The sequence below is a fragment of the Oleiphilus sp. HI0117 genome (assembly GCF_001635235.1).
In genome coordinates, this window is the sequence record NZ_LWGA01000530.1 from 1 (window position 1) to 270 (window position 270).

Consider the following 270-nt stretch of genomic DNA (forward strand, 5'->3'; position numbering starts at 1 on the left):
ATAGCTTGAGCCAAGTTCAATATTTACGGTTGTGTTGCCAATTAGAGTTATCATTGGTGCAGTAAAGTCGCCGACATTAACTGTTCGGACTTGTTGTACGGCAGGGTTTCCACCAGAGTCTGTCACATCGTAAGTGACCGTGTATGTGCCTGCGACATTTTCATTCACGTTATTAATGGTGACAATTGCTGCGCTAAGCGTAGCGTCATCATCGACTACGTCTGATGCAGTCGCACCCGGGTCGGTGTAAATTGTATTTAGCTCATGATT

At 45.2% G+C, this 270-nt stretch carries 1 protein-coding gene; it reads right to left on the reverse strand.

Features of this window, described 5'->3' with window-relative positions; all coding sequences use genetic code 11:
* A partial coding sequence (locus A3757_RS05870) for an immunoglobulin-like domain-containing protein (protein ID WP_156506211.1) occupies positions 1–270 on the reverse strand: 270 nt, incomplete at both ends.